At 72.6% G+C, this 22569-nt stretch carries 18 protein-coding genes; 8 read left to right on the top strand and 10 right to left on the bottom strand.

The annotated features are described in order from the left end of the window. Positions 1 to 123: 123 nt before the first annotated feature. Positions 124 to 1587, bottom strand: coding sequence for a trypsin-like peptidase domain-containing protein (locus GA0070604_RS07735; RefSeq protein WP_091116510.1), 1464 nt, complete (start codon positions 1585 to 1587; stop codon positions 124 to 126). 228 nt (positions 1588 to 1815) lie between these two features. Between GA0070604_RS07735 and GA0070604_RS07730 the strand changes: the two genes are divergently transcribed. Then, entirely contained in the window at positions 1816 to 3132 is a 1317-nt protein-coding gene (locus GA0070604_RS07730; protein ID WP_091116508.1) for a ribonuclease D, read from the top strand. 116 nt (positions 3133 to 3248) lie between these two features. Here the strand turns inward: GA0070604_RS07730 and GA0070604_RS33870 are convergent, their stop codons facing one another. Together GA0070604_RS33870 and GA0070604_RS07725 are read right to left on the bottom strand one after the other, a co-directional pair. After that, positions 3249 to 3371, bottom strand: a complete 123-nt coding sequence (locus tag GA0070604_RS33870; RefSeq protein WP_279615673.1) for a hypothetical protein — start codon at positions 3369 to 3371, stop codon at positions 3249 to 3251. 33 nt (positions 3372 to 3404) lie between these two features. Beyond that, complete coding sequence (locus GA0070604_RS07725) at positions 3405 to 3770, bottom strand: PadR family transcriptional regulator (protein WP_091116504.1); 366 nt, start codon at positions 3768 to 3770, stop codon at positions 3405 to 3407. A 199-nt stretch (positions 3771 to 3969) separates the two neighbouring features. Here GA0070604_RS07725 and GA0070604_RS07720 point away from each other — a divergent pair, with 199 nt between their 5' ends. The 4 genes from GA0070604_RS07720 (at position 3970) to GA0070604_RS07705 (ending at position 10750) form a co-directional block, all read left to right on the top strand. Continuing rightward, positions 3970 to 5166: a thiolase family protein gene (locus GA0070604_RS07720; protein ID WP_091116501.1), complete on the top strand. Its 1197-nt coding sequence runs from the start codon at positions 3970 to 3972 to the stop codon at positions 5164 to 5166. Further along, the gene (locus GA0070604_RS07715) at positions 5163 to 7229 is read left to right on the top strand and encodes a 3-hydroxyacyl-CoA dehydrogenase NAD-binding domain-containing protein (protein WP_091116497.1); all 2067 of its coding nucleotides are present in this window, start codon (positions 5163 to 5165) and stop codon (positions 7227 to 7229) included. Before GA0070604_RS07720 ends, GA0070604_RS07715 begins: the two co-directional genes overlap by 4 nt. Before the next feature lie 1019 nt (positions 7230 to 8248). Then, on the top strand, positions 8249 to 9637 hold the full coding sequence (locus GA0070604_RS07710) for an IS701 family transposase (protein WP_091126962.1): 1389 nt from the start codon (positions 8249 to 8251) through the stop codon (positions 9635 to 9637). Positions 9638 to 9862: 225 nt separating this feature from the next. After that, complete coding sequence (locus tag GA0070604_RS07705; protein WP_244161783.1) at positions 9863 to 10750, top strand: hypothetical protein; 888 nt, start codon at positions 9863 to 9865, stop codon at positions 10748 to 10750. 68 nt (positions 10751 to 10818) lie between these two features. Here GA0070604_RS07705 and GA0070604_RS07700 read toward each other — a convergent pair whose 3' ends face one another. From GA0070604_RS07700 to GA0070604_RS07690, 3 genes are all read right to left on the bottom strand, one after another. Beyond that, positions 10819 to 11205, bottom strand: a complete 387-nt coding sequence (locus tag GA0070604_RS07700) for a VOC family protein (RefSeq protein ID WP_091116494.1) — start codon at positions 11203 to 11205, stop codon at positions 10819 to 10821. Positions 11206 to 11385: 180 nt separating this feature from the next. After that, a complete protein-coding gene (locus GA0070604_RS07695; protein ID WP_091116491.1) occupies positions 11386 to 12546 on the bottom strand; it encodes a sensor histidine kinase in 1161 nt (386 codons plus the stop codon). After that, on the bottom strand, positions 12543 to 13211 hold the full coding sequence (locus GA0070604_RS07690; RefSeq protein WP_091116487.1) for a response regulator transcription factor: 669 nt from the start codon (positions 13209 to 13211) through the stop codon (positions 12543 to 12545). The genes GA0070604_RS07695 and GA0070604_RS07690 overlap by 4 nt, the downstream gene beginning before the upstream one ends. A gap of 163 nt (positions 13212 to 13374) precedes the next feature. On the opposite strand from GA0070604_RS07690, the gene GA0070604_RS07685 reads away from it, so the two are divergent. After that, positions 13375 to 14595: a peptidase C39 family protein gene (locus GA0070604_RS07685; protein WP_244161782.1), complete on the top strand. Its 1221-nt coding sequence runs from the start codon at positions 13375 to 13377 to the stop codon at positions 14593 to 14595. 1 nt (position 14596) lies between these two features. Here GA0070604_RS07685 and GA0070604_RS07680 read toward each other — a convergent pair whose 3' ends face one another. Next, entirely contained in the window at positions 14597 to 15853 is a 1257-nt protein-coding gene (locus GA0070604_RS07680; RefSeq protein WP_091126961.1) for an outer membrane protein assembly factor BamB family protein, read from the bottom strand. Between the two features lie 5 nt (positions 15854 to 15858). Next, a complete protein-coding gene (locus GA0070604_RS07675) occupies positions 15859 to 17136 on the bottom strand; it encodes an outer membrane protein assembly factor BamB family protein (protein WP_167363408.1) in 1278 nt (425 codons plus the stop codon). Between GA0070604_RS07675 and GA0070604_RS32285 the strand changes: the two genes are divergently transcribed. After that, the gene (locus GA0070604_RS32285) at positions 17126 to 17314 is read left to right on the top strand and encodes a hypothetical protein (protein ID WP_167363367.1); all 189 of its coding nucleotides are present in this window, start codon (positions 17126 to 17128) and stop codon (positions 17312 to 17314) included. The two genes, GA0070604_RS07675 and GA0070604_RS32285, sit on opposite strands and share 11 nt — an antisense overlap. Here the strand turns inward: GA0070604_RS32285 and GA0070604_RS07670 are convergent. Then, positions 17304 to 19187, bottom strand: coding sequence for a DUF6311 domain-containing protein (locus GA0070604_RS07670; protein ID WP_091116476.1), 1884 nt, complete (start codon positions 19185 to 19187; stop codon positions 17304 to 17306). The genes GA0070604_RS32285 and GA0070604_RS07670 overlap by 11 nt on opposite strands. Positions 19188 to 19334: 147 nt before the next feature. Between GA0070604_RS07670 and GA0070604_RS07665 the strand changes: the two genes are divergently transcribed. After that, positions 19335 to 20525 carry a hypothetical protein gene (locus GA0070604_RS07665; RefSeq protein WP_091126960.1) on the top strand — a complete coding sequence of 397 codons (1191 nt, stop codon included), beginning with the start codon at positions 19335 to 19337 and terminating at the stop codon, positions 20523 to 20525. Between the two features lie 84 nt (positions 20526 to 20609). Here the strand turns inward: GA0070604_RS07665 and dxs are convergent, their stop codons facing one another. Next, entirely contained in the window at positions 20610 to 22553 is a 1944-nt protein-coding gene (gene dxs / locus GA0070604_RS07660; protein ID WP_091116473.1) for a 1-deoxy-D-xylulose-5-phosphate synthase, read from the bottom strand. Positions 22554 to 22569 lie beyond the last annotated feature (16 nt).

Below are 22569 nucleotides of genomic sequence, written 5' to 3'. Positions count from 1 at the left end.
TCGTTTCCTCCAGGTTGCTGATCCCCGTGGGTAGCCCCGACGGGCAGGGAAGCTGCGCCATGGCGTGATCTGCGCCACGCCGAACGGTGCGGGGAGATGGTCAGGACGACCGGGCGACGCCGGTCAGCAGATCTTGAATGTGTCGCAGGCGGTCTTGATCGGCACCGCGAGGCCGATGCCCTCGGCGTCCCGGGCCTTGGCGGTGGCGATGCCGACGACCTCCTTGGATCCGTTGATCACCGGACCGCCGGAGTTGCCGGGATTGATGGGTGCGTCGAACTGGATCACCGGGCCCGAGCCGTCCTCGTCCTTACGGAACGCGCTCACCACCCCGGTGGTCACGCTGTCCTGCAGGCCCAGCGGTGCGCCGACCACCACGATCTGTTGCCCGGACCGGACCGACGCGGCGGCCGCGACCAGCCCGGTGAACCGGGCCGTGGTACGCAACTGGGCGAGGTCCTTGTCCTTCTCGACCTTCACGATGGTGGCCTCGAAACGCTGGCCGGTCCGCTCCAGGAAGACCTTCCGGCCGCCCCCGTCGTAGACCGACTCCACCACGTGGAAGTTGGTGAGCAGCGTGGTGCCGCCGCCGGACGGCGGCTTGCCGATCGCGAAGGCCGTACCGGTGAAATCACCGGCCCGGACCCGGAACACGCTCGGCAGCACCGCGCTGGCCACGGCCTCCGGGTTGAAGGCGGCGCCGGCCTGCTTCTCCAGGGCCTCCGCGCGCGTCTCCAGGCCGTCCAGGCGGCGGCCGTCCGCGCCCTGTGCCTCGGCCAGCCGCCGGTCGGTGGCGGCGAGCCGGCTGTCCAGCCGGTAAATCTGGTACGCCTGCACGCCCGCGACCACCGCCAGCACCCCGGCCAGCGCGAGCGCCACCACCGGCAGCCGGCCCCGCCGCCGGGGCCCGTCCGCCGGCCCATCGGGGTACGCCGTCCCCGGGCCGGCCTGCCCCGGGTAATCCGTCCCGACGGCCGGCTGCCCCGGATACGGCGACCCGAGCACGAGCCCTCCCGGCGCAGCGCCCGGTCCTCCCGGCGCGGCCGCCAGACCCCCAGACCCGATCACCGGCCCTCCCGGCGCGATGGCCGGTCCACCAGGCGCGATGGCCGGTCCTCCCGGCGCGGCGGCCAGTCCTCCGGGCGCGCTGCCGGGCTGGGCCGGCGGCCACGCGCCCTGGGCGCGGGGGGCGGTGGGGATGCCGGTCGGGCCGCCCCACTGACCGCTGTTGGCCGCCGGGGGCCAGCTTGCCCGGCTGGCCGGCGCGGCTGGCTGACCCGGCACGCTGCCGAACTGAGCCGGCACGACTCCGGACTGACCCGGCACTACTCCGGACTGACCCGGCACTACTCCGGACTGACCCGGCACTACTCCGGACTGGCCCGGAGCGGCACCGAGCTGACCAGGAGCGCCAGCGGGCTGGGCCGGAACGGGCGCGGACTGGGCTCCGGGCCCGTGCCCGACAGCGCCCGGGACGGCGGACGGGGCGGCGAAGCCGCCGCCGGAGCCGATCGGCAGGGTGCCGTCGGCCCTCTCGTCGGCGCCCTGCCCCGGCACCCCGTCGCCGGCTCGGTACCCAGCCGTCATGATCGTTAGCCCTCCCCGTGAACTCCCCGGTTGATGCCGCTACGCGGCCTTCGACACCCGCCGCGGCTCGATGGACCGTACCGGCGCGAAACGGGGTTTGTCTTCCCCGTTGTCCGACCATGCCACGCCGACGCCACCCGGGCCGATCATGACACTCGCCGGCCATCCCGCCGACACACGGCGGACCGGCTGCGCACACCGGATCGTCCGGCGAACTAGGGTTGTCAGGTGACCGACGAACCACCCCTGCGCCGTCGGGCCGCCGAAAGTCGTGCGGGAGAGGCCTCACCGTATCCGTCGTCGGCCGTGCCGCAGCCCGCGGACGCGGGGACCGAACCCAGCACCGGCGGCCCCGTGCCGCTGACCGCGCCCCGCGACGGCACCCCCACGCCGGTGGCCGCACCGAGCGAGCTCGACGAGGTCGTGGCGCGTTTCGCGGCGGGCATGGGCCCGGTGGCCCTGGACGCCGAACGCGCCTCCGGATACCGCTACAGCCAGCGGGCCTATCTCGTGCAGTTGCGTCGGGCCGGCGCCGGCACCGTGCTCATCGACCCCCTGCCGCTGCCCGACCTCTCCGCCCTGGACGCGGTGATCGCCGAGGCCGAGTGGGTGCTGCACGCCGCCAGCCAGGACCTCGCCTGCCTTGCCGAGGTGGGGCTGCGCCCACGCCGGCTCTTCGACACCGAACTGGCCGCTCGGCTGGCCGGGTTCGAGCGGGTCGGTCTTGCCGCGCTGACCGAACAGCTACTCGGCTACACACTGGAGAAGCACCACTCGGCGGCGGACTGGTCCAGCCGGCCGTTGCCGGAGTCCTGGCTGACGTACGCGGCGCTGGACGTGGAGATGCTGGTCGACCTGCGCGACGCCCTCGACGAGGAGCTGCGCCGGCAGGGCAAGTCGGAGTGGGCGGCGGAGGAGTTCGCCGCACTGGTCCGCAACGGCGCCCGTCCGCCTCGCGTACGGGCCGAGCCGTGGCGGCGCACCTCCGGCATCCACCGGGTACGCGGTGCCCGGGCGCAGGCGCGGGTGCGCTCCCTCTGGTACGCCCGGGACCAGATCGCCGCGCGGCGGGACGCGGCCCCGGGGCGGGTGCTGCCGGACTCGGCGATCGTGGCCGCGGCAGAGCTGGACCCGAAGGACGAGAAGACCCTGCTCACCCTGCCCGGCTTCGGTGGTCGCTCGGTGCGCCGGCTGGCCCGTACCTGGCTGGCGGCCCTGGACGACGCCCGTCAGCTGCCCGACGACGCGCTGCCGGTGACCCCGGTCGTGGAGGGCCCGCCCCCGCCGCACCGGTGGGCGGAGCGCGACCCGGTGGCGGCCGCCCGGCTGGCCCGCTGCCGGGAGGTGGTGGTCGGTACGGCCGGCGCGCACAACCTCCCGCCGGAGAACCTGATCGCGCCCGACTACATCCGTCGCCTGGCCTGGCAACCACCGGAGGAGATCACCGAGAACACGGTCGCCGACACCCTCCGCACCTCCGGCGCCCGCGAATGGCAGATCACCCTCCTCCTCCCCACCCTCACCCAAGCCCTGACCGGCCCCTGACCCACCGGTCCGACCCCCGCCTTCCCGGTTGATCAAGAAGTTTGCGTCCGCGACACGCCGATTCACTGACGCAAACTTCTTGATCAACGCGCATCTGTGCGGGGTGCGGGTGGTGGTCAGTGGCTTCCGGCGGCTCGGGGATGGGCGTCGCGCAGGGCGGGGGCGAGCGCCCACCGGCGGGCCAGCACCGTCGCCCCGGCCAGCGCGCCACCCACCAGGGCCGCCTCGGCCAGCAGCACCGGCAGTGCGGTGCTGTCGAGCGTCCTGCACGGCTACCTCCCGGTGGTGGGCGCGTCGGTGATCGCGGCGTCGACCGTGTCGGCGAAGGTCCTCCACTGCTGTTTCCAGGCGGCGAGCCGCCTGCTGCCCTCCGTGCTGAGCGCGTAGACCTTTCGGGGCGGTCCGCTCGGACTCTCCTGCACCGCGTCGGTTACCAGGCCGAGCCGCCGCAACCGGGTGAGCAGGGGATAGACCGTGCCGTAGCCGACCCCCGCCAGGCCGGCGGCGTCCAGTCGGCGGACCAGCTCGTAACCGTGGGCGGGTTCGTGATCCAGCAGCGCCAGCAGGCACATGTCGAGGACGCCCCGGAGCAGCTGGGCCTGACGGTCCCCGCCCCCCGAACCCTCCGCAGCTATCATGCGACGCATAGTAGCGCCACTATTATGCGTCGTCGACTACTTCACCCAATGTGGGGCGGGCCACATGGGGGGTGGTGACGGCGATGGTTACTGACGAGTAGCATCCGAGGGAAATGCCAGTGCCGGCGACCTTCATTCGGCCTGTAGCGCCCCCTGGCGGCGCCCATGGCCGAATTTATGGTCGAAAAGGAGGCTCCAAGTGCCCCGTGAAGTTCGGGATGTCGTCTTCGTCGACGGCGTCCGCACCCCCTTCGGCAAGGCGGGTGGCATGTACGCCAACACCCGCGCCGACGACCTGGTGATCCGCTGCATCCGCGAGCTGATGCGACGCAATCCGCAGCTGCCGCCGGAGCGGGTTGAGGAGGTCGCCATCGCGGCCACCACCCAGATCGGCGACCAGGGCCTGACCATCGGCCGCACCGCCGCCCTGCTGGCCGGCCTGCCCAAGACGGTGCCCGGCTTCGCCATCGACCGGATGTGCGCCGGCGCGATGACCGCTGTCACCACCGTCGCCGGTGGCATCGCCATGGGCGCGTACGACGTGGCCATCGCCGGCGGTGTCGAGCACATGGGCCGCCACCCGATGGGCGAGGGCGTCGACCCCAACCCCCGGATCATCGCGGAGAAGCTGGTCGACCCGTCCGCCCTGGTCATGGGGGCCACCGCGGAGAACCTGCACGACCGGGTCCCGCACATCACCAAGGAGCGCACCGACGCGTTCGCGCTCGCCTCCCAGCAGAAGACCGCCAAGGCGTACGCCAACGGCAAGCTCCAGGGCGACCTGGTGCCGGTCGCCATCCGCGACGAGGAGAACGGCTGGGGCCTGGCCACCACGGACGAGGCGCCCCGGGACACCTCGATGGAGAAGCTCGCCGGCCTGAAGACCCCGTTCCGCCCGCACGGCAAGGTCACCGCCGGTAACGCGGCCGGCCTGAACGACGGCGCCACCGCCGCCCTGATCGTCGCCGAGGAGACCGCCCGCGACCTGGGCCTGCCGATCGCCATGCGGCTGGTGTCGTACGGCTTCGTCGGCGTCGAGCCCGAGGTGATGGGCGTCGGCCCGATCCCGTCGACCGAGAAGGCGCTGCGCATCGCCGGCCTGACCATCGACGACATCGGCCTGTTCGAGCTGAACGAGGCGTTCGCCGTGCAGGTGCTCGCCTTCCTCGACCACTTCGGCATCGCCGACGACGACCCGCGGGTCAACCCGTGGGGCGGTGCGATCGCCATCGGTCACCCGCTCGCCTCCTCCGGCGTACGGCTGATGACCCAGCTCGCCCGGCAGTTCGCCGAGCACCCAGAGGTCCGCTACGGCCTCACCGCCATGTGCATCGGCATCGGCATGGGCGGCACGGTCATCTGGGAGAACCCCAACTGGGAGGGTGGAGACAAGTGAGCGCGCTCGCCGCACCGAACGAGGTCGTCACCAGGGCGCTGCTGCGCCAGGTGAACGTACCCGGGCTGGACCGTCCGGCCGCCCTGATCACCCTGGACAACGGCTTCGACCACACCAAGCCGAACACCTTCGGCCCGGCCGGACTGGCCAGCCTGGACGAGGCCGTCACCGCCGCCCTGGCGGCGAACCCGGCGTTCATCGCGGTCACCGGCAAGCCGTACATCTTCTGCGTGGGCGCGGACATCACCGGCCTGCCGCTGCTGGCCGACCGCGAGCAGGCGCTGGAGATCGGCCGGCTCGGCCACCGGGTCTTCGCCCGGCTCAAGGACAGCGAGATCCCGACCTTCGCCTTCGTCAACGGCGCGGCGATGGGCGGCGGCCTGGAGCTGGCCCTGCACTGCCACTACCGGACGCTCTCCGGCGGGGCCACGGCGCTCGCGCTGCCCGAGGTCTCGCTCGGCCTGGTGCCCGGCTGGGGCGGCACCCAACTGCTGCCGAACCTGATCGGCATCCCGGCCGCCACCCAGGTCATCCTGCAGAACCCGCTGATGCAGAACAGGATGCTCAAGCCGAAGCAGGCGGCCGAGATGGGCATCGCGGACGTGCTGCTGGAGCCGGCCGACTTCCTGGAGCGGTCCCTGGAGTGGGCCGCCGGCGTGGTCCGGGGCGAGGTCACGGTGACCCGGCCCGAGGTCGACAAGGACATGTGGGCGGGCGTGCTCTACTTCGCCCGGCAGACCCTCGACCAGCGGCTGCACGGCGCGGTCCCGGCCGCGTACAAGGCCCTCGACCTGCTGGAGACGGCGAAGGACGGCGACTTCGCGGCCGGCACCGCCGCCGAGGACGAGGCCCTGGCCGACCTGGTCTTCTCCGAGGAACTGCGCAGCGGCCTGTACGCCTTCGACCTGGTGCAGCGGCGGGCCAAGCGGCCGGCCGGCGCGCCGGACAAGGGTCTGGCCCGCCCGGTGACCAAGGTGGGCGTCGTCGGCGCCGGCCTGATGGCCAGCCAGCTCGCGCTGCTGTTCGCCCGCCGCCTCCAGGTGCCGGTCGTCATGACCGACCTGGACCAGGCCCGGGTGGACAAGGGCGTCGGCTACGTGCACACCCAGATCGAGAAGGCCGTCAGCAAGGGCCGGATGGACAAGGGCACCGCCGCGAAGCTGTACGGCCTGGTCAGCGGCTCGGTCGACAAGAGCGTCCTCGCGGACGCCGACTTCGTCATCGAGGCGGTCTTCGAGGACCTGGCGGTCAAGAAGCAGGTCTGGGCCGAGTTGGAGAAGATCGTCTCCCCGGAGGCGGTGCTGGCCACCAACACCAGCTCGCTCTCGGTCACCGCGATGGCGGCGGAGCTGGAGCACCCGGAGCGGGTGGTCGGCTTCCACTTCTTCAACCCGGTCGCCGTACTGCCGCTGCTGGAGATCGTCCGGGGCGAGCGGACCGACGACGCCACCCTGGCCACCGCGTTCGCCGTCGGCAAGCAGCTCAAGAAGTCGTCGGTGCTGGTGAAGGACGCCCCGGCGTTCGTGGTCAACCGGCTGCTGACCCGCTTCCTCGGCACCGTCTTCGCCGCCGTCGACGCCGGCACCCCGCTGGACGTGGCGGACAGCGCGCTGGACCCGCTGGGTCTGCCGATGCGCCCGCTCGCCCTGCTCCAGCTGGTCGGCCCGGCCGTGGCGTACCACGTGGGCGGCACGCTGCACGCCGCCTTCCCGGACCGGTTCGGGGTCAGCGAGAACCTCAAGCGGATCGCCGACTCCGGCCAGCCGATCGTGGTCGACGACCAGATCAACGCCGAGGTCGCCAAGCTGCTCGTGGTCGGCGACCAGCCGTTGACCGCCGAGCAGGTGCGGCAGAACGCCCTCGACGCGCTGGCGCAGGAGATCCGGCTGATGCTCGACGAGGGCGTGGTCGCCGAGGCGCAGGACATCGACCTGTGCATGATCCTCGGCGCCGGCTGGCCGTTCCACCTGGGCGGCGTCACGCCGTACCTGGACCGGACCGGCGCCACCGAGCGGGTGACCGGCCGGCGGTTCCTGCCGCGCGGAGTGGCCAGCCTGCCGTGACGACGCCGCCGGTCTGACGCCGCGCCGCGATCCGGCGCCGTCAGCCTAGTCCACGCGCCGCTTCCCGCGATCGCGGTGGCCGCCGTCCCGCCCGGACGGTTCGGCCACCGCGATCGTCTTTACGGGTCGCCTTCTGCGGTAAGCGGAAGGCTAGCGCGTAGAGGTGCGCCTATACCTCATCGCCGAACGTTCCAAATGCAGCAGGGGCCAACTCGAAGGAACCATGTCCGCAGGAATGTATCAACAGAGGCAAAAGAGACATCTCCGGCCCTACCAGCAACCCACTGCGGGCTTATGCGCTTTCTGGACCGCCGCTACCTAGATTTCCTTCTGCACATGGTAGGCGTACCCGACGTCAGTGCACCTGTAATTATAGCTCCCGTAGGCGTTAAGTATCGCCGCCGACGAGATGCACAGCGCATGCCCTTCTTGCGTGTGAGGGGCGCTCGACACGAAGACCCAGGCGGCTTGGGCGGGTGAGCTAACACCTACTACCAGCGCCGACAAAAATGCCGCACAAACTGAAGCCCTGAGAACTTTCTTCTTCAACTTATCCCTCCCGTTTTCAAGGACCGACATGCAGCGTGTCACACATTGCTAGCAATCATCAAGTGTCTCGGCTGCGGTAAATACTTAGCACATGCCAATGTGGATAGTCAAGCCGAATATCTACGCCCGACCGGGTTAAGAGGCAGCAGCGCAGGTCATCCCACGGATTAACCGATACGACCAGCAAGGAATTTTCAATCCGGGATGCATCCCCGCAGCCTGGAAGTGCCTTAATCGGCGTTGATCATCGGCCAGGTGAAGGTGCGGCTTGCCTGCGGCTGAAAATCGGGGCTTCCCGCACCACATCCAACGGATGCTCACGTTTGCCCGCCTCCCCTGTCCACTGCGGGCAACGGGCCTGCCCGACGCTCGACGGGGATGTCACCCCGCAGACGGGCGCTTAGTAGTGCTTTGTTAGGTCGCTGTGGCGTGTCGCTTGTATGAGCGTCGTGCTGGTGCTTGGGCGGTGCGTGGATGAGCGGGAACTCGTTCGGGTGCGGGCGCAGTTGGAGGAATTCGCGGCAGGGGTGTTCGCAGGGTTGCCGCGGTCGGATCAGCGAGCGACCGGTTTGCGGTATCTGCGGGGGCTGATGCTGGACGGCCGGCGTAAGTCGATGCAGCCGATGGCTGAACGGCTTGGGGTCGATCACCAGCAACTGCAGCAGTTCCTGACGTCCTCCACGTGGGATGTCGGTGGTGTGCGGCGACGGTTGGCGACGGCCGCGGTCGAGCTGGTGACGCCGCAGGTGTGGGTGGTGGACGACACCGGGTTCCCCAAGGACGGCAAGGCATCGGCGTGCGTGGCCCGGCAGTACTCCGGCACGCTCGGCAAGGTCGCCAACTGCCAGATCGCCGTCAGCGTCCACGCGGCGACCGACGCCGCCTCGGCGGTGCTGGACTGGCGGCTGTTCGTGCCGGAGTCCTGGGACGACACCTGCGTCCCTGACGGGGACGGCAAGCCCGCGAACCCGCATGCCCGCAGGCTGCGCCAGCAGCCGGTCACCCTCGACCAGGCCGGGGCGAAGAAACCACATGCGCGTGTGCAGGTGCCGCGTGAGGAGCAGATCGACCAGATCCGCCGGCGGCGGGCGTCGTCGAAAATCCCCGACACAGAGCGGTATCGGCCGAAGTGGCTAATGGCCCTGGAAATGCTCGACGAGTTGGCCGCGTGGGGGCTGCGTCCGCCGCTGCTGACCGCCGACGCCGGCTACGGCCAGGTCGCGGAGTTCCGTCAGGGCCTGACCGAACGCGGCATCACATACATCGTGGCGACCACGTCGAGCACCACCGTTCAACCCGGCGACGCCCAACCCGCCGAGGTCCCTTACGCCGGAGTCGGCAAGCACCCCACACCGAGATACCCGCAGCCCGCCCGCAGCCTGAAGGACCTCGCCCTCACCCATGGCGCCGACGCAACAAGTTTGGTGCGCTGGCGTGCCCGGCTGCCCGCACCTGACCGCGCCCCGGACCGGCCTGCCGGTGAGCTGTCCGGGCATTTCTTCGCGCTGCGGGTGCGTCCCGCCGGCCGGGCCGTCCGACGCGGGCCCCACCGCGGTGACGACGGTGTCCTGCCCGAATGCTGGCTGCTCGTGCAATGGCCTCCCGACCAGGACGAACCTACCGACTACCGGCTGTCCGACCTGCCCGCCGACACACCACTGACCGAACTCGTCCGCCTGGCGAAAAGCCGCTGGCGCGTCGAGCACGACTACCGCGAACTCAAAACCGCCCTCGGACTCGACCACTTCGAAGGCCGCTCCTGGATCGGCTGGCACCGCCACGTCACCCTCACCGCGGCCGCCCAACTGTTCCTCACCCAACTACGGATGGCACACCCAAAAGCAATGGGGCAGACCTGAGCCTGTACGCGGTCCTGCGGCAATTGCAGTACTTGCTCGCGACCTGGCTCGGGTTCTGCCCCCTCTGCCGCCAACTCGTCCCAACCTAACAAAGCACTATTAGCACTGAACAGTTCGTGCCCAGGTGGCCTACGACGCGTCTGCCCCCGGTCCACGCGACGCCGCTTCCGCACGACGCGATCGCACGCCCTGTGGATCACGTGCCGTCCAAGCCCGGGACACCGCGTGGCCTCCTCGGTCACGAGCGGGTTCCGGTTTCGTCACGCCCGCTCCGGGCGGACGACGCCCGTCAGCGGGGCTCGATACGATCACGCGTCCAGATTTCTCCAAGGAGCTGACCAAGATCATGTCGCAGCCGCCGTCCAGTCCGTACCCCGGTTCCTACCCCCGCCGCAGCAGCCGCCCGGCGGCTACCAGCCGCCGCAGCAGCCCCAGTACGGTGGCGGCTACCCGCAGGCTCCCCAGCAGCCCGGCGGATACCCGGAGGCCGGCCAGCCGGGCTTCGGTGCCCCCGCCGGCCCGCCGCCGAAGAAGAAGTCCAACGTCGGGAAGATCCTGCTGATCATCCTGGCCGTCGTGGTGGTGCTCTGCGTCGGTGGCGGCGTGGCCCTCTACGCCCTCGGCAAGGACGCGGTGAACGAGGTGGTCGACGCCACCAAGACCCGCCTGGTCGAGCCCGAGACGCTGGGCGGCCGACCGCAGCTGACAATGCCGGAGCTCCAGCCCGCTGTCGAGCAGATGAAGACGTCGTTCAAGGACAACGTGCCGGGAGCCACCAGCGTCGTCAGTGGCATCTACGGCGACCCGGCCAAGCAGGACATGGTCCTGATGGCTGGCGCGACCGTCCTGCAGGCCGACCCGACGAAGAACCTGAATGACTTCACCAAGGGCATGGGCACCGCCCTCGGGGTGAAGGAGTTCAAGACGATCGACGCCGGCCCGCTGGGCGGCGAAGCCAAGTGCGGCGACGGCGACGCCAGCGGTATCCCGGTGGGCGTCTGCGCCTGGGCCGACCGGGGCAGCGTCGGGACGGTCGTCATCTACTTCAAGTCCGCCGCCGACCTCCAGCCGCAGTTCGCCGCGCTGCGGGCCGAGATTGAGAAGAAGAACTGACCCTCCGGAAAATCAGCGAACCGGGCCCCCGCCAAGCAAGCTGGCGGAAGCCCGGTTCGCTGCGTGGATCAGTGCGCCGCGGCCCGCTCCGCCGGGCTGCGGCAGACGCAGAACTCGTTGCCCTCCGGGTCGGCCAGCACCACCCAACCGGTGCCGTCCGGCCGGCGCCGATCGGCGACCAGGGTGGCGCCGAGGCCGAGCAGTCGCTCGACCTCGGCGTCCCGGGTGCCGTCCGCCGGGTGCAGGTCGAGGTGGAACGCGCCCTTGCCGTGCCGCTCCCCCACCCGTACGAAGAGCAGGTCTGGGCCGTGTCCGTCGGGCGCGACGAGCATCGCCTCGGGGTCGCCCGGGTGGTCGTCGTCGTGCAACTTCCGGTCAAGCACCTTCGCCCACCAGCTCGCCAGGGCGTACGGGTCGTCGGTCTCGCAGGTCACGAAGTGGATCTGTGCACTCACGGTGCTTCCTCCTGATGGAGTGCGCCCCGCGGGAGTGGATCAGGTCAGCGGGAACCGGGGCGGGGCGCGGGACTGTTCACGGTGGACATCGACCACACCCCCTTCCGTATGCCGGGCTGACGCGGCAGATCATGCCACCACCTCCGCTCTGCACACAAGGCGGGGCGTGGGACACGCCGGTCAGGTGGCGGCCGGGGCGTCGGCGGAGGGCAGGGTGACGGTCACTTCCAGGCCGCCGCCCTGCTGGGCGACCGCCTTGACGGTCCCGCCGTGCGCGTCGCAGACCGCCCGGACGATGGAGAGCCCCAGGCCGGAACCGCGGGCGCCGGTGCGCTCCTGGCCGCCGCGGCGGAACGGCTCGAACAGCCCCGGCACGTCGGCCGGGGCGACCTCGAAGCCGGTGTTCCCGACCACCAGCCAGGACCGCTGCCCGTCACTGCCGGTGCGGATCCACAGCCGGCCGTGCAGGTGGTTGTAGCGGACGGCGTTCTCCACCAGGTTGCCGGCCAGCCGGTCGAGCAGCCCCGGGTCGCCGACCACCGGCGCCGGGCTCAGCGCGGTGTGCACCTTCAGGCCGATCCGTTCCACCTCGCCGGCCATCGCCGAGAGGGCGTTGGCGGCGCCCACCGAGAGGTCGCTCTCGACCCGACGGGCCAGCCGACGCCCGGCCTGCGCCTCGCTGCGGGCCAGCACCAGCAGCGCGTCGACCAGACCGTTGGCCCGCCCCGAGGCGTCCCGGACCACGGTGGCCATCCGGCGGTAGTCGGCGATGTCCGACTCGTCGTCGCTGAGCGTCACGTCGATCTCGGTACGCATCACCGCCAGCGGGGTACGCAGCTCGTGCGAGGCGTTGGCCACGAAGCGTTTCTGCGCCTCGAACGCGGTGGCGATCCGGTCCAGCATCGCGTCGAAGGTCTTGGCCAGCTCGGCCACCTCGTCGTCGGCGCCGGACCAGCCGATCCGCTGGTCCAGCGTGGCCTCGCCGAGCCGGCGGGCGGTGGCGGTGACCTGGTGCAGCGGGCGCAGTGCCCGACCGGCCACCAGGTACGCCCCGGCGACGCCGACCACGCCGATCGCCAGCAGCGCACCGAATCCCTTGAGCAGCAGCTCCCGCGAGGCCGCGTCGACCAGTTGCCCCTGCCACTGCCCGGCTTCGAGGGTGCGGCCGTCGGCGAGCACCACCGTGGTGCCGGGCAGCAGGTCGTCGGCCGGGCGCAGCCCGTCCCGGAGCAGCAGCCAGGCCAGCAGCACCAGGATCGCCCCGGCCCCGACCAGCAGCACCCCGTTGAGCAGGGTGAGCCGTAGCCGCAGGGTGGGGCGCAACCGCCGTCGGCGGCTCATGACGCCGCCCCGGCGGTGCGGTAGCCGGCCCCGACCACCGTCTCGATCAGTGGCGGGTCACCGAGCTTCTTGCGCAATGTCATGACGGTGACCCGGACGATGGTGGTGAACGGGTCGGTGTTCGCGTCCCAGACCCGCTCCAGCAGCTCCTCGCTGGAGACCACCGCGCCGCGCGCCTTGAGCAGCTCGGCCAGCACCCCGAACTCCTTGTTGGTGAGGTCGACCGGCACGCCGCCGCGGGTGACCACCCGGCGGGCCGGATCGAGCACCAGGTCGGCCAGCGTCAGCACCGGCGGGGCGGCCGGGGTGGCCCGCCGGCCGAGCGCCTGCACCCGGGCGACCAGCTCGTCGAAGGCGAACGGCTTGGGCAGGTAGTCGTCGGCGCCGAGCTGCAACCCCTCGACCCGGTCGGCGACCGTGCCGCTCGCGGTGAGCATCAGCACCCGGGTCAGGGTGCCGGAGGCGGCCAGGTCGGCGCAGATCCGGTCGCCGGGCACGCCGGGCAGGTCCCGGTCCAGGATCACCACGTCGTACCGGGTGACGAAGGCGGCCTCGTGCCCGGTGTCGCCGTCGTAGGCGACGTCCACGGCCATGCCGCGCTTGCGCAACCCACGCGCGATCGCGTCGGCGAGGTTCCGCTCGTCCTCGACCACCAGTACCCGCATCCCGGCCTCCCGCCTCGTGACCTCCCGACAACCTAGTGCCGGCCGCCAACCAAGCGTCCCTCGCCGTCGTTGCAAAAATCCTTCAGGTACGACATGCTTCCCGGCACCCGTTGACCACCGCTCCCCGGCCACCGGCCCGGGCACCGAACGGATGGAGCCCGCCATGCCCGCTGTCGACCCGGGGCGGGACATCGCGTACCGGCGCTTCCGGTTCCCGGCGGACCTGGCGCTCGGCACGGCCGACGGGGTGGCCGCCGGGGCGGCCGGCCTCGTGATCGGCGCACCGGCCGGCCGGGTCGAGCACACCGAGCCGCACTCGGGCGACACCGCCGAATACGAGCTGGCGACGTGGACCTCCCCGGCGGTGGAGCTGGGCTTCCCGGTCGACGAGGTGGTGCCGTCCTGGACCGGGGACACCCCGGAGGGCTGCTGGCTGCGTGTCGAACTGCGCGGCCGGTACGAGGGCAGACCGTCCACGGACTGGTACGACCTGGGGCACTGGGCCGCCGACGACACGACCATCCACCGCAGCTCGGTGCCGGGGCAGACCCGGGACGAGGCGTGGGCGAAGGTGGACACCTTCGGCCTGCTGCGCGCGGCGGCCACCGGCTGGCAGGTCCGGGTCACCCTGTACCGGAGGGCCGGCCTGGCCGCGACCCCGGTGCTGCACACGGTCGGCGCGGTCGCCTGCGCGGAGGCCGTGGAGCGGACCGACGCCCCGGCGTCGGCGGACGACACGCCGCCGGTCGGGCCGGCCGACGAGGCGGACGCCCGGGGACGGGTGCTCGACGTGCCCCGCTACGCACAGCGACTGCACGCCGGCGGAGAGACCCGCTGGGGTGGCGGCGGCGACTCCTGGTGCAGCCCCACCTGCGTCTCAATGGTGCTGGACTTCTGGGGCGCCGGTCCCACCCCCGACCGGTACGCCTGGGTCGACCCGCCCGGCCCCCGGCCGGTGGTGGTGCACGCCGCCCGGCACTGCTACGACCACGCGTACGCCGGGGCCGGGAACTGGGCGTTCAACACCGCGTACGCGGGCCGGCACGGGGTGGACGCGTTCGTCACCCGGCTGCGGGGCCTGGCCGAGGCGGAGCGGTTCGTCGCCGCCGGCATCCCGCTGATCGTCTCCGCGGCCTTCACCGCCGGCCAGGTGCCGGGGCTGGACTACGACACCCGGGGGCACCTGATGGTGCTGGTCGGCTTCACCGCCGACGGCGACCCGGTGCTCAACGACCCGTACGCCCCGGACGACGAGGCGGTGCGCCGGACCGTGCCCCGGGCGCCGTTCGAGGCGGCCTGGCAGGCGGGCAGCGGCGGTGTCGCGTACGTGGTCCGGCCGGGTTCGGTGCCGCTGCCCCCGGCACCCGCCCAGGCCAACTGGTGACTCACCGGTCCAGTGGCCAGATCACCAGCCCGCTGGACCGGCGCTGGCAGACCAGCACGGCAGCGGCGGCGGTGCAGCCGTTCCAGGAGCCGGGGAGCACCGCGAGGGTCCGGGCCTGACCGGCCGACACGTCCAGCTCCGCCACCAGCGTGCGGTCCCCGGTGACGGAGCGGATGCCGAGCGACCGGGAGCCGATCGCGGTCAGCCGCCAGCGACCCAGCCGGGCCAGCGTGCGGCCGGTGCCGGGGTCGAGCACCGCCAACTCCACCACGTCCCGTTCGGTGGGGCCGTCGACGAGCAGCCGGCCGTCGACCGGGAAGGCGCCGCGCCAGCGGTCGTCGCGCCAACGAAGACGGCCGGTGGCCGGGTCGTACGCCCACAGGCCGGTCGACCGGCCGCTCAGGCAGATCAGCTCGCCGCAGTCGGCGAACCAGTCCTCCGACCGCGCCGGAAGGGTCCACCGCCGGTCCAGCCGGTCCAGGCCGTACGCGGTGACTTCGCCCGACGCGTCGCCGAACAGCAGCACGTCGCCCAGCACCTGCGGCCAGCGGTAAGACTGGTCGACGGTCGAGGGCAGCCGGTCGGCCCGCCGCAGCGAGCCGGAGTCGGCGTCGTACACCTCGACCTGCCCGTCGCCGCCGAGCACCACCATCGCGGTCACGCCCCGGCCCCCGAACCCGTACACCATCCGGTCGCCGAGCGACGGGAGCGACCACCGGGCCGTTCCGGTCGCCGGGTTGACCGCCCGGACCGCGCGCCTCCCGTCAGCACCGGACGTCTCCAGGATCACCCCGCCCGCCTCGGTCAGGGTCGGGTAGCCGGGCTGCTGCCAGCGCGTCGCGCCGGTACGCGGATCCAGGGCCGCGGTGCGGCCGTCGTCGGGTGAGCCGCTCGCCACCAGCAGCAGACCGGCCACCGTCCACAACCCGAGCAGATCGTCGCCGGCGGGCGGCCTGAACCGCCACACCGGCGCGCCGTCGGGCAACCGGTACCCGCTGACCAGCCGGTCGCCGCGGCCGGTCGTGCCCGGTCCGCCGGTGGCCACCACCAGCCGGTCGGCGAGGACCAGGAAGCCGGCGTCCGGCGAGGCCGGCACGGTGACGCCGGACGGCAGGCGGGGTACCGGCGCGGCCCCGGCCAGGGTGAGCAGTACCGCGCAGCAGAGCGCCACGACGCGGGCCGACGCCGCCGAGGGACGGCGTGGCGCCGGTGACGGCTCGGGCTCGTCGCCGTGCCGCAGCTCCCCCAGCTCGATCATCCGATTCACCGGTTCCACCACAGCACGAGACTGCCATCGGTCCGGTGGCAGACGAGCAGCGCCCCGGCCCGGCAGTCCGCCACGAGGACGCCGGGCAGGGCGTCGCGGATCCGGGCCTGCCCGACCGCCGGGTCCAGTTCGGCGACGAGCAGCCGGCCGTCGCCGTCCGGCCGTACCCCGATCATCGGGCCGTCCTCGTCGCCGCGCGGAACCACCTGCCACTCGCCGAACTCGGCGACCAGCCGGCCGGTGGCCTCCTCCACCACGGCCAGCACGGAGGAGGCGGCAGGTGCCAGCTCGGCGACCAGCAGCAGCCCATCGGCCGCCGCAGTCGCCGCCACCCACCGGCGATCGCTCCACCGGGTCGCGCCGGTGGCCGGGTCGACCACCCACACCCCACCGTCCTGCCGGTACAGGCACAGCGACCGGCCGCAGCGCTCGGCGTAGTCGACCGACGGCAGCGGGACGTTCCAGTGTGGGTCCAGCCGGTCCAGGTCGTAGCCGGTCACCGTGCCGCCGGCGGCGTCGATCACCAGCAGCAGGCCGTCGACCACCACCGCCCGCCCCCTGAAGGGCGGCTCACCGGTACGCAGGTCGCGGGCGACCAGCCGGACGCCGGAGGCGGCGTCGAAGACCTCCGTCAGGCCGGAGTCGTGCGCCAGCACCACCCGCTCCACCCCGGCCGGTCCCCGGCTCAGATTCAGATCGGCCGAGGTGGTCGGCATCGACCACAGTGTCTCGCCGGTGCGGGCGTCGATCCGGCGGGTCTCGTCGGCACCGTCGCCGTCGCTCGTGTACAGGAACACGACGTCGCCCGCCAGGAAGGCCGCCCCGGGTCGCCGCCAGCCGAGCCGTCCGGTCGTGGCGTCGAGGGCGGTCGTCTCCCACCCGGCGTCGTTGGTGGTCCGGCCGGTCAGCAGCAGCCGCCCGTCCACCATCCGGGCCAGTTCGACGATGCCACCGCCGGGCAGCGGGCTCTGCCACAGCGCCCGCGGCCGGTACGCCGTCACCCGGTACGCGACCAGCCGGCGGCCGGTGCCGCGCTCCGGGTCGGCGGGCTCCACCACGTACACGCGGTCGTCGACGACGAACGCCGCCGCGCCGGGACCACCCGGCACGGTGGCGGCGATCCGGCGCGGTGCGGGCGCCGCGCCGGCAAGGGTGACCAGCGCCGCCAGCAGCACCGCGACGCACCGGTACGGGCGGCCGACGGCTCGGGGCGGCCGGGCCGGCCGGTCAGGCGCGCTGTCGTCGCGGAGCTCACCCAGATCGATGACCGTCACGTCAGCCCTCTCCAACACCACGGTCGGGCGGCTCGGCAGAACCGCCTTTGGGGCACACCGGGCGGCCCGCGCCGGCACGCTGGCCATCGGAGCCTATGCGTTGCTCGGCGTTCTCGTTGCCCTCAACTACTGGCCGGAGTGGGCGACGGGCGGGTCCCGCTCCTCCCTCAACTGGTGAGGGTGCGTACGTCCCAGAGCCAGACGTCCAGCTCCCGGCGGGCGGGGCCGACCAGCTGCTCGACGGTCCGCCGCAGCGGCTCGGCGTTCGGCTGGTCCAGCGGCAGCACCACGATGGCTGCCCGCCAGTGCCGCAGCTCGTCGAGGAATCGACGGCGCTGCCGGTCGTCCAGCACCGGCGTACGCCCGGTGGCCGCGACCTCCGCCAACAGCACCCCGATGCCGCTGGGCCGACCGCCGAAGCGGCCCGGATCACCGGTGACCCCGTTGCGCGGGGCGAGGAAGTAGCCGCCGGGAATCCGGAAGGCCAGGTCGGCGCTGGCCGCCCAGCGCATCGGGTCGGTGTTGCCCATGCTGGGCACCGGCACCGGCACCAGGGTCTGGTCCGGGCCGACGTACTGCCGCCAGCGGTCGGCGGTGATGAACTGCGGCACCGGCGGGCGGTCGGTCACCTGCAACGGCATCGGCGCGATCGGCAGCAGCGCGAACACCAGCCCGGCGGCGGTGAGGGTACGCACGGTCCGTCGGTCGACGGTGCGCAGCGACCGGGCCCGCTCGACAGCGAACGCCAGCAGCACCCCGACGACCACGGTCGTGATCAGCCCGAACCGGGTGGGCACCACCGCGTCGAGCAGCGGCAGCCGGACCAGCAGGTCCCACGGGCCGGTGAACAGATGCCGCTCCCACCAGGTCACCCGCTCGCCGAGGGAGAGCACCGCGAAGAACAGCCCGGTCGCCGCGAGCGCCCGGACCAGCACCTCCCGGCGCAGCCAGAACACGATGCCGACGGCCAGCAACGACAGGCTCCACCCGAAGAAGGCGTTCTCCTCGGCGTAGTTCGGGGCCAGGTTGACGTTCGCCTGCTCGTTGCCACCGAGGGTCGGCGAGCCCTGGGCGAAGAACGCGGCGACGTCGTTGTCGTAGTCGCGGACCGTGTCGCTGAGCCCGTGGTATGCCATCGGCCCGGCGAACTGGACCCAGAGCGGGTACGCCAGCAGCGCGCCGGCGAGCACCGCGCAGACCGCCAGCCCGGTCCCCAGCGGACGCCACGCCGTGGCCCACCGCTCACGCTGCTGGACGACCACCGCGAGCAGGAACACGCCGCAGGCCAGCGCGGTGAAGAGCAGGATCTCCTCGTTGATGAACGCCTGCACGGTGATCAGCAGGGCGAGCAGCGCGCCGTCGCGGACCGGGCGGGTGGAGCGGGTCAGCACCAGCACCCGCCAGACGATGAACGGCAGCAGGAACTGGGCGATGATGTTGGGGTGCCAGTTGGCGTGCGACAGCATGGCCGGCGAGAACCCGCAGAACCAGCCCCCCACCGCCGCGGCCAGCCGGTGGCGCACGACGTGCCGGGAGAGCATCCGGTACCACGCGGCGGCGGTGCCGGCCAGGCCGAGCGTCACCAGCGTGACGAAGGAGACCGCCGGTCCGAACAGGACGGTGATCGGCACCATCGGGATGCCCAGGGCCAGGATGGCGGTGTTCGCCATCAGGTTGACCCCGTCCGGATAGTTGAACTGCTCGGTGTAGAACGGGAACTCGCCGTGCAGCACGACGCGCACCGAGTGGGCGAGGAAGAACTGCATCACCGCGGGATCGCCGCTGTAGAGGGCCGCGACCCGGCCGGCCGGGTCGACCCAGATCCGGCTGGTCACCCAGAGCGCGGCGAGCAGGAAGACGCCGGACACGGCGACGTCGAGGCGGCGCGGCGTCCACCGTCGGCGTGGCGTCGAACGGCCCGGTTGGGCATCGGACGACAGCCGCTGGGCGGGAGGTCCCGACTCGACGACGCCGCCGGAGGTGACGGAGGCGGAGCGGGTCAGGACGTCGGCATCCGGTGACGAATCGACACGGGGCTCGGCAAGCGACACAGTAGGCGGATTCTACTGGAGCCGGAAAATGGCCGCGAATCACCTACCTCCATTGTGGATAGCCAACGGGGCGGGGACCGGTGTGGCCGGACATCTCGTACCATGTGGCTGCCAAACACAACCGACGACGCGATCGGGGGCGTACGGGTGGCCAGAGTCCGCCGACGCGGCACGGCCGCCACCGCGCTGCTGGCCCTGCTGCTGGCCGCGGCCGGATGCGGTCCCGTCGCCGCGCGGCAGCCGGCGGACCTGCGGGCCGGCTACGACAGCCTGGACGGGCCGCTGACCGTCTGGCCGGCACGCGGCAGCCTGACCGGCGACGCCGCCACGCGAGCCGAGATCACCGCTGCCGTCCGGGGCTGGCGCTCGCCGGTCGACGACCGGGCGCACCTGCCCTCGTCCGGCATCCTCTTCGCCGGCCAGGTGGCCGGAGCCCCGCTGGCCCTGGTCGCCGCCGACGTGCCCGGCGAGAGCGCCTCCTGGCTGCTGCAACTCGGACGCCACGGGGACCGGTGGCGGGTGGACCACGCCAGCGAGTACACCGACCCCGGCTACCTGGTCTACTCCGACGTGCTGCCCGTCCGGCTCCCGGACGGCCGCCGCTACCTCACCTCGGCCCGGGTGCAGCGACTGCTCGGCCCGGACGGCCGGGCGCTGGCCAGCACCGACGGCCTGACCGAGCCGGTCGCCGTGCCACCCTGCCAGGCGGTGGAGCTGACCGCGACGTTGCGCCCCACCCGGTCGCTGCCGCGCGGCCGGGCCGCGGACCGCTTCCTCGACCTGGGTACGGCCACCGCCGCCCCCCGCTATCCCCTGGTCCGCGACGAGTCCGGCGCCGGCAAACGCGCCCTGGCCGGGCTGGACACCTGCGTCCTCGGCGGCGACACCGGGCCCTTCGGCAGCGTTCCGCGCCGCAACGGCGACGGGCCGAGGCCACGCTCGGTCCCGGCGTCCTGGCCCGTGGAGAAGATCGCGGTCCGGTCGTTGGGCCAGGTCGCGCTGGGCGACGGCGAGCCGGGCGACCTGGAACAGTTGAGCTGGGAGAGCGCCACCGGCACGATGACCGCGGTGGTCTACCGCCCGGCCGACGGCGGGACGCCGGTCGTCTCCGCGGCCGACCGGTCCACCACGCTCCAGGCGTACCGCCTGCCGGTGCCGGGGCAGACGCTGGCGGTGCTGAGCTGGCGCGCCAACCGGGACACCTCGTTCGCCGCACCCCCGGCGGCCGCGCTGCTGTTGGATCGGCCGGGGCTGGTGGTGGTGCCGCAGCCGGACCGCCCCCTGACGTTCAGCCTGGCGGCACCGGAGAAGACCTGGTACCGCTCCGTCGGTGGCTGACCCGACACCGGACGGGTGGGCGCGACGCGCGATGTCGAACGGGCGGCTCGGCGTGAGGCCGGGCCGCCCGTTCGGCGTACGTCGTCAGTTCTTGGCGGCGGCCCGGTCGGCGGGCGGCTCGACGGAGTCGGCGTCCAGGCCGGAGATCCAGCCGGTGACGTCGCGGGCCACGTCCTGCGCGGTCAGGCCGAGGTCGGCCAGGATCTGCGCCCGGGTGCCGTGCGGGTGCCAGTCGGCCGGCACGCCCAGGTCCTTCAGCGGCACCCGGACGTCGGCGTCCCGCATGGCCTGGCCGAGCGCGTCTCCGACGCCGCCGATCCGCACCCCGTCCTCGACGGTGACGACGAGGCGGTGCCCGGCGGCCAGCTGGACCAGCTCGGCCGGGATCGGGCGGACCCAGCGCGGGTCGACCACGGTGACGCCGTAGCCCTGCTCGGCGACCCGGGCGGCCACCTCCATGCCGAGGCCGGCGAAGGAGCCCACCGCGACCAGCAGCACGTCGGTACGCGCCGACTCGGCCAGCACGTCGACCGGGCCGACCCGGCGGACGGCCGGGAGGTCACCGGCGACGGTGCCGGTCGGGAAGCGGAGGACGGTCGGGCCGTCCTCCACGGCGACCGCCTCGCGCAGCTCCTCGCGCAGGGTGGCCGAGTCGCGGGGGGCGGCGATCCGCAGGCCCGGCACCACGCCGAAGACGGACATGTCCCAGATGCCGTAGTGGCTCGGCCCGTCCGGGCCGGTGATGCCGGCCCGGTCCAGCACGAAGGTGACCGGCAGCTTGTGCATCGCCACGTCCAGCAGCACCTGGTCGAAGGCGCGGTTGAGGAAGGTGGCGTAGACGGCCACCACCGGGTGCAGCCCGCCCATGGCGAGGCCGGCCGCCGAGGTGGCGGCGTGCTGCTCGGCGATGCCCACGTCGTACACCCGCTTCGGGTACTTGCGGGCCAGCTTGGCGATCCCGGTCGGCTCGGCCATCGCGGCGGTGATGCCGACCACGTCGGGCCGCTCGTCGGCGATCGCGACCAGCTCGTCGGCGAAGACGTGGGTCCACTTCACCGAGGGGGCGGCGACGAGCTTGCCGGTCTGGATGTCGAACGCCCCAGGGCCGTGGAAGCAGTCCGCCTCGTCCTCCTCGGCCGGGCGGTAGCCGTAGCCCTTGCGGGTGACCGCGTGCACGATCACCGGGCCGCCGAAGTTCTTCGCGGCGCGCAGCGCCGACTCGACCGCGGCCACGTCGTGGCCGTCGACCGGGCCGACGTACTTGATGCCGAGGTCCTCGAACATGGCCTGCGGCGCGACCGCGTCCTTGATGCCCTTCTTGACCGCGTGCAACACCTCGTACATCGGCCTGCCGACCAGCGGGGTCGAGCCGAGGGCGTCCTTGACGGTGTCGAGCACCCGCTCGTAGCCGGGGTTGAGCCGCAGCGAGGAGAGGTGGTCGGCGAGGCCGCCGATGGTCGGCGCGTACGACCGGCCGTTGTCGTTGACCACGATGACCAGCGGGTTGCCGGCGGCGGCGATGTTGTTCAGCGCCTCCCAGCACATGCCACCGGTCAGCGCGCCGTCGCCGACCATGGCGACCACGCAGCGCTTCTCGGCGCGCAGCGCGTACGCCTTGGCCAGCCCGTCCGCGTACGACAGGGCGGTGGAGGCGTGCGAGTTCTCGATCAGGTCGTGCTCGCTCTCCGCCTGGCTGGGGTAGCCGGAGAGGCCACCACGCTGGCGGAGCTTGTCGAAACCCTCCTGCCGGCCGGTGATGATCTTGTGTACGTAGGCCTGGTGGCCGGTGTCGAACAGGAGCCGGTCCCGCGGCGAGTCGAAGACCCGGTGCATGGCCAGGGTCAGCTCCACCACCCCGAGGTTGGGGCCGATGTGCCCGCCGGTGCGGGAGACCTTGGCGATCAGGAAGTCACGGATCTCGGAGGCGAGGATGTCCAGCTGCTCGGCGGTCATCCGCTTCACGTCCTGCGGGCCCCGGACGGTGCCGAGCAGCCGACCGTGGTTGGCCGTGTCCTCTTCAACACTCATGAACGAAGAGTCTATC

This window comes from Micromonospora eburnea, assembly GCF_900090225.1.
Classification (GTDB): Bacteria; Actinomycetota; Actinomycetes; order Mycobacteriales; family Micromonosporaceae; genus Micromonospora; species Micromonospora eburnea.
The sequence above is the reverse complement of the archived record's forward strand: the minus strand, read 5'-3'. Positions and strand labels throughout refer to the sequence as shown.